Source organism: Candidatus Protofrankia californiensis (genome assembly GCF_900634765.1).
Classification (GTDB): domain Bacteria; phylum Actinomycetota; class Actinomycetes; order Frankiales; family Frankiaceae; genus Protofrankia; species Protofrankia californiensis.
In genome coordinates this window covers 18,915-24,087 of sequence record NZ_CAAAFT010000495.1, presented here as the reverse complement: position 1 = coordinate 24,087, position 5,173 = coordinate 18,915, and the positions used below count along the sequence as shown (strand labels likewise).

4 protein-coding genes are annotated in these 5,173 nt (G+C 69.4%); 1 reads left to right on the top strand and 3 read right to left on the bottom strand.

Annotated elements, in window-relative coordinates; translation table 11 throughout:
* Window positions 1-102: 102 nt before the first annotated feature.
* On the top strand, window positions 103-1,065 hold the full coding sequence (locus DD1DGNOD_RS25890) for a bifunctional lytic transglycosylase/C40 family peptidase (RefSeq protein WP_241251872.1): 963 nt from the start codon (window positions 103-105) through the stop codon (window positions 1,063-1,065).
* A 161-nt stretch (window positions 1,066-1,226) separates the two neighbouring features.
* Here DD1DGNOD_RS25890 and DD1DGNOD_RS27560 read toward each other — a convergent pair whose 3' ends face one another.
* The 3 genes from DD1DGNOD_RS27560 to DD1DGNOD_RS25880 all read right to left on the bottom strand — a co-directional run.
* Window positions 1,227-1,385 carry a hypothetical protein gene (locus tag DD1DGNOD_RS27560; RefSeq protein ID WP_165035290.1) on the bottom strand — a complete coding sequence of 53 codons (159 nt, stop codon included), beginning with the start codon at window positions 1,383-1,385 and terminating at the stop codon, window positions 1,227-1,229.
* A 311-nt stretch (window positions 1,386-1,696) separates the two neighbouring features.
* Entirely contained in the window at window positions 1,697-4,156 is a 2,460-nt protein-coding gene (locus tag DD1DGNOD_RS25885) for a serine/threonine-protein kinase (RefSeq protein ID WP_131771214.1), read from the bottom strand.
* 148 nt (window positions 4,157-4,304) lie between these two features.
* Window positions 4,305-5,173 (bottom strand): SMP-30/gluconolactonase/LRE family protein (locus DD1DGNOD_RS25880; protein WP_206443436.1); only part of this gene is annotated, 869 nt, incomplete at its 5' end.

Sequence of the window (5,173 nt, the reverse complement as noted above, 5' to 3'; positions counted from 1 at the left end):
CTGGTGGCCGGCGCGGATCTGGCGAACTCCTACGGCGACGCGCCGGGCCGCTAAGCCGTGGCCCCGGACATGGATCGCGCGCGTCGGCGCCGACAACGGTGGATGCTCTGGGGTGGCCTGGGGCTGGTCGGTACCGCCGTCGCGTTCGTCTTCGGCGTCACGGCCATCGTCGTGATCATTGCTGGTCCGTTCATCGAGAACAACGGCTCCGACGAGCACCGGACGATCAGGAACGCCGACGGCATCCCGCCGGAGTACCTGCCGTTGATCGTCGAAGCCGCGAACAACGCCGGTTGCGCCGAAGTGTCCCCGGCGGTGCTGGCCGCCCAGCTTCACCAGGAGTCCGGTTTCAACCCGAACGCCCGGTCCGGTGTCGGCGCGATGGGCATTGCCCAGTTCATGCCCGAGACCTGGGCCATCCATGGCCACGGCGACGTGTGGAACCCGGCCGACGCCATCCCCGCCGCGGCTCGCTATGACTGCGCCGTGGCCGCGGCTACCGCGTCCGTTTCGGCGGACCCGCGGGAGAAGATGCTCGCGGCCTACAACGCCGGGCCGGGTGCGGTGCTTGCCTATGCAGGGGTTCCGCCGTACACGGAGACCCGCAACTACGTCCGGACCATCCTCGCCCAGGCGCAGGTCTACGGCGACGCCATCGACGCCATCACCGGCGGCACGGTGTCCGCGTCCGCCGTGGCCCCGGTGCTGGAGTTCATGGAAAGCCAGATCGGCAAGCCCTACGTGTGGGGCGCGACCGGGCCGGACGCCTGGGACTGCTCCTCGCTGGTGCAGGCGGCGTACCGGCAGATCGGGGTGTCGCTTCCGCGGGTCACCGTCGACCAGATGCGGGCGGGTCCGCAGGTGTCCGCGGTGGATCCGCAGCCCGGTGACCTGCTGTTCATTCCCGGGGCCGACGGCACGCCCGCAGCGCCGGGCCACGTCGGGATGTATGTCGGGGACGGCCGGGTGATCGCCGCGAAGGGCGCCCGCTGGGGTGTGGTCGAATCCGATCTGTCGGACTGGACGTCGATCGTGGCGGTTACCCGCCCGCTGGCCGCCACGTGACTGGCCGTTACGTGAGAGGTGGGCCCGTTCCGTCCAGGCGTGTCCGCGTGGGCGCCGCCGTCCGGGTATCCCGCATAACCCCGGCCGCCCCTCCGGGCATGATCGGAGGAATCCGCCGGCTTCGCGGCGGGAGCGGCGGACGGTGATCCGCGTGTCGCGACTCATGCGACGTCGGTGACGAAGCGGGACAGGCCCTCCGCGGCGTCCCCGAGCACGTTGACCGCCGAGCGGACCACGTAAGCGGCATCACTTGGCGTGTTCGCCAGATAAAAGATCAGAAGGGCGAGCAGGGACAGGTGCGTCAGTTTCTTCACGGTCATGCCGGACCTCGCGGGAGACGGGGTGGACAGGCGCCGTCCACGCTCACCGGAGCCTCCCGCCGTCCACGGTGCTCCGACACGTTGATGACTCGTCTGCGTAATCGAATGGCTACTCTGGGCGCCTTCTGTCCGGGAACCTGGGCACGTGGTTGCGTTGGCAGGCACGGTGCTGAACGTCGCCGTCATCGCTCGATGTCCGTAAGGATCATGATGTCCGCAAGCGACCAGGTGTGTCTGGGACGGTGCGGGACGGTGCGGGATAAGGCCGGGGTGAGGGCCGGTAAGGCGTGCGTCGGGAGTGCCTGACGGCGTCAGGAGTGCTTGAGGATGGTGGATATGATGCCGTCCCGCCCGACCCTGCGGACGATGCCACCGTACTGGGCGATGTAGACCGCACCGGTACCGTCGACGGCAATCCCGGTCGGCGCGTAGACCCGTGCCTCGCGCACGTCACCTCCGTCACCGGCATCGGTGGCGGTGTGCGATCCGGCGAAGGTGCTGATCAGCCCGGTGGCCGCGTTCACCAGGCGGACCACGTTGCTCGTGTAGTCGGCGATGTAGAGATCACCGTTGGGAGCCAGTGCGATCCCGGCGGGATCGCCGAGTGTCACCTCGGTCGCCGGGGAGCCGTCCCCGACGCTGCCGACCGGCGGCGGCGAGGCGGTGGCTGTCGACGCGGACGATGGTGCGCCTGCCGCTGGTGGTGGTGTGCCCGCGAAGCGGGAGATGACACCCTTCGGACTGATCTTCCGGACCGTTTTCGCGTCCCGTTCGAGGACGTAGACGGTGCCATCCCCGGCGATGACGATGTCCGTCGGGTTGGTCAGCAGGGCGTTGACGGCCGGACCGTTGTCACCCGAGGTTCCCTTGGCAGCGGTGCCCGAGCCTGTGACCGAGCCCGCGACCGCGGCGATCCTGCCGGTTGCGACCGTGACCCGCCGCACTCGGGCGCCGTCGGAAACGAGGACGTCGCCGTTCCTGTCGACTGCGACTGCGCGTGGGTACGACAGTTCCGCGGCGGTCGCGGTCCCGTTGTTTCCCGTGAATCCATCCACGTCCGGGCCGCTGCCGGCCACCAGGGCGATCGCGCCGTCTTTTGTGATTTTGAAGATCTGGCCGTCGGAGGTGCCGGTGGCGACGTAGATCCCACCGGCCTTGTCGACCGCCACGGCGACCGGCGAGTCCAGCACCTTCCTGCGGGCGTCGGTGTCGGCCGCGGGCTGCGGGGTCGCCCCCGGTGTCACCGTTGACGACGGCTTGCGTGCGCCGGCCAACCACTGGACGGCTCCGGCCTGGCTGAGGGTCAGCACGCGACCGGCACTGCCGTCCGACACGACGATGGTCCCGTCGGGGCCGATGGCGAGGCCGTTCACCTGTACAAGATCGAGTTTGAGGGCGGGACCGCTGTATGCGGCCCGGCCTGGTTGCGGGTCGGAACCGGTGCGTGCACGCGTGAACCCGACGGCGACGGCAACCAGTGTGATCACAAGGACACCGGCCCCGATCCGGTTACGCCGCTTCCCGAACAAGGCGACCGCACCGCGCGCCCCGGAGCCGCGTGCTCCGGAGCCACGCGCCCCGAAGCCACGCACCCCGGAGTACTTCCGGCCCGGCTCCCGGCTGCCTGCCAACGTGCCGTTCGGGAGCTCACCAGGCGGTGGATCCGTTGCCGCAGCCGGTGAGGCGTCCGGTGGTCTGACCCGCCGTGTCGTGTCGGTGCCCGTGTCCGCGCCGGATGCCAACCACCACGGCGGGGTTGCCGTTGCCCCCGCTGGGCGCGGGTATACCGGGGATCGGGTCGCGACCGCCGCGTTGCCCCGCGCCGCTTCGGTGACGGCCTCCGGCAGGCTCGTGGGCACCTCGCTGGCGGTGAGCCAGCCGGGACCATAGGCGCCGGCCGCGGCCAGCGCCAGATCGATGGCGAACTCCTGGGCGGAGGCGTGCCGCGCGGGTGGGTTCTTCTCCAGCGCGCGCCCGATCACGGCGGCGACCGGGCCCGGCGCCTCTGCCAGCCGTGCGGGTGGCACGTTGAGATGGTGGTACAGCATTGCCGGGACGGTCAGGTGCCGGTCGAACGGGGGCCGTCCGGCCAGCAGTTCGTAGATGACGAGCCCGAGAGCGTACAGGTCCGTCGCCGGGCTGAGACGGTCGCCGGTGATCTGCTCAGGCGCCATGTAGCGCGGCGTGCCCACCAGCCCGGTGGTGGTGGTCGCCGTGGCCTCGAGAATCTTGGCTATGCCGAAGTCGGTCATCTTGGGTAGACCGGCGTCGGTGAACAGCAGGTTGTCCGGCTTGACGTCCCGGTGCAGGATGCCCCGTGCATGTGCCGCGGCGAGCGCGGTGGCGGCCGACAGCCCGATCGCGCAGGCCGCCAACTGGCTCGGCCCGCCGGTGGTCCGGGCCTCTGGCAGTGCGGAAAGAGCATGATCACGTTGCTGTTGGCCGTCCGGCCCGCCGGTGAACCTCCGGCGCAGGCTGCCGCCGGTCAGTTTTTCCATCACCAACAGGCACAGGCCGTCACGTTCCACGTAGTCGTAGACACGGACGACATGAGGATGGTCGAATCCGGCGAGCAGCCGTGCCTCTACCAGGAAGCGCTCGCGGACGTCCTCGATCCCGCTGGCGTCCTCGTGCAGCACCTTGACGGCGACGTCGCGGTGGATCAGTTTGTGCCGCCCGGCGAGCACCACACCGAAGCCCCCGCGGCCGAGCTCATCACCGACGTCGTAGTCCGGTAACGCGGCTGCTACCCGTGCCTGGTCGACTGCCATGTCGTGGTCCTACTCGGTTCCTCGGGGCTGCCGGCGCACAGGAAAAAGGAAATGACCAGGAAATATGGTCACACTACCGGCGGCCGGTGGTTGTTCGGGTGGTCGGCGACACGCGGAAAGGATCATGATCCGACTGCTCCTGGCCGGTCTACTGGACTCTGGCAACGGTCGTGATGATGCCTTTGGGGCTGACACGCCGGATGCGGTCGTTCTTGTCGTCGGCGATGTAGAGGTTGCCGGCACCGTCGACGGCGGCGCCGGTCGGGCTCGAAAGCTGCGCCAGGGTCGCGGCCGTGCCGTCCCCGGCGGAGCCCACGGTCCCGTTGCCGGCAACCGTGGCGATCACCCCGTCGGCGGTCACCCGCCGGATGCGCTGGTTGCCGTAGTCGGCGATGTAGAGGACACCGTCCGGGCTGATGGCGACGCTGGGAATGCGCAGTTCGGCCTGGATGGCCGGGCCGCCGTCCCCGGCGTAGCCGTAGGTCCCGTTTCCGGCGACGGTCGTGATGATGCCGTTTGTCATGATTTTGCGAATCCGCCCGTTGCCGAGATCGGACACGTAGAGGGTGCCGTCGGCAGCTACGGCCATGCTGTTGGGATTGTTGATCTGGGCTGCCGTGGCGGGGCCGTCGTCCCCGGAGAAACCCTTGGTGCCGTTACCTGCAATGGCCCAGATCATCCCGTCTGGAGTGATCTTCCGGATGCGCTGGTTGCCGTAGTCGGCGATGTAGATCGAGCCGTCCGCGGCGAGTGCCAGCCCGTTGGGATTGTTGATCTGGGCCTGGGTGGCGGGGCCGCCGTCCCCGGTGAAGCCCGCCGTTCCGGTGCCGGCGATCGTCGTGATGATCCCTATCGCGTCGATCTTCCGGATGCGCTGGTTGCTCGAGTCGCTGACATAGACGTTTCCGTCCGAGTCGACAGCGGTCGTGGCCGGGCTGCTCAGTTCCGCCTGGTCTGCCGGGCCGCCGTCCCCGGTGAAGCCCGCTGTCCCGGTACCGGCGACGGTGACCACGGTTC

What these genes read in the sequence shown, in the direction of transcription:
- DD1DGNOD_RS25885 (WP_131771214.1), bottom strand. Translation starts at nt 4,156, where the DNA reads ATGGCAGTCGACCAGGCACGGGTAGCAGCCGCGTTACCGGACTACGAC.
- DD1DGNOD_RS27560 (WP_165035290.1), bottom strand. Translation starts at nt 1,385, where the DNA reads ATGACCGTGAAGAAACTGACGCACCTGTCCCTGCTCGCCCTTCTGATC.
- DD1DGNOD_RS25890 (WP_241251872.1), top strand. Translation starts at nt 103, where the DNA reads ATGCTCTGGGGTGGCCTGGGGCTGGTCGGTACCGCCGTCGCGTTCGTC.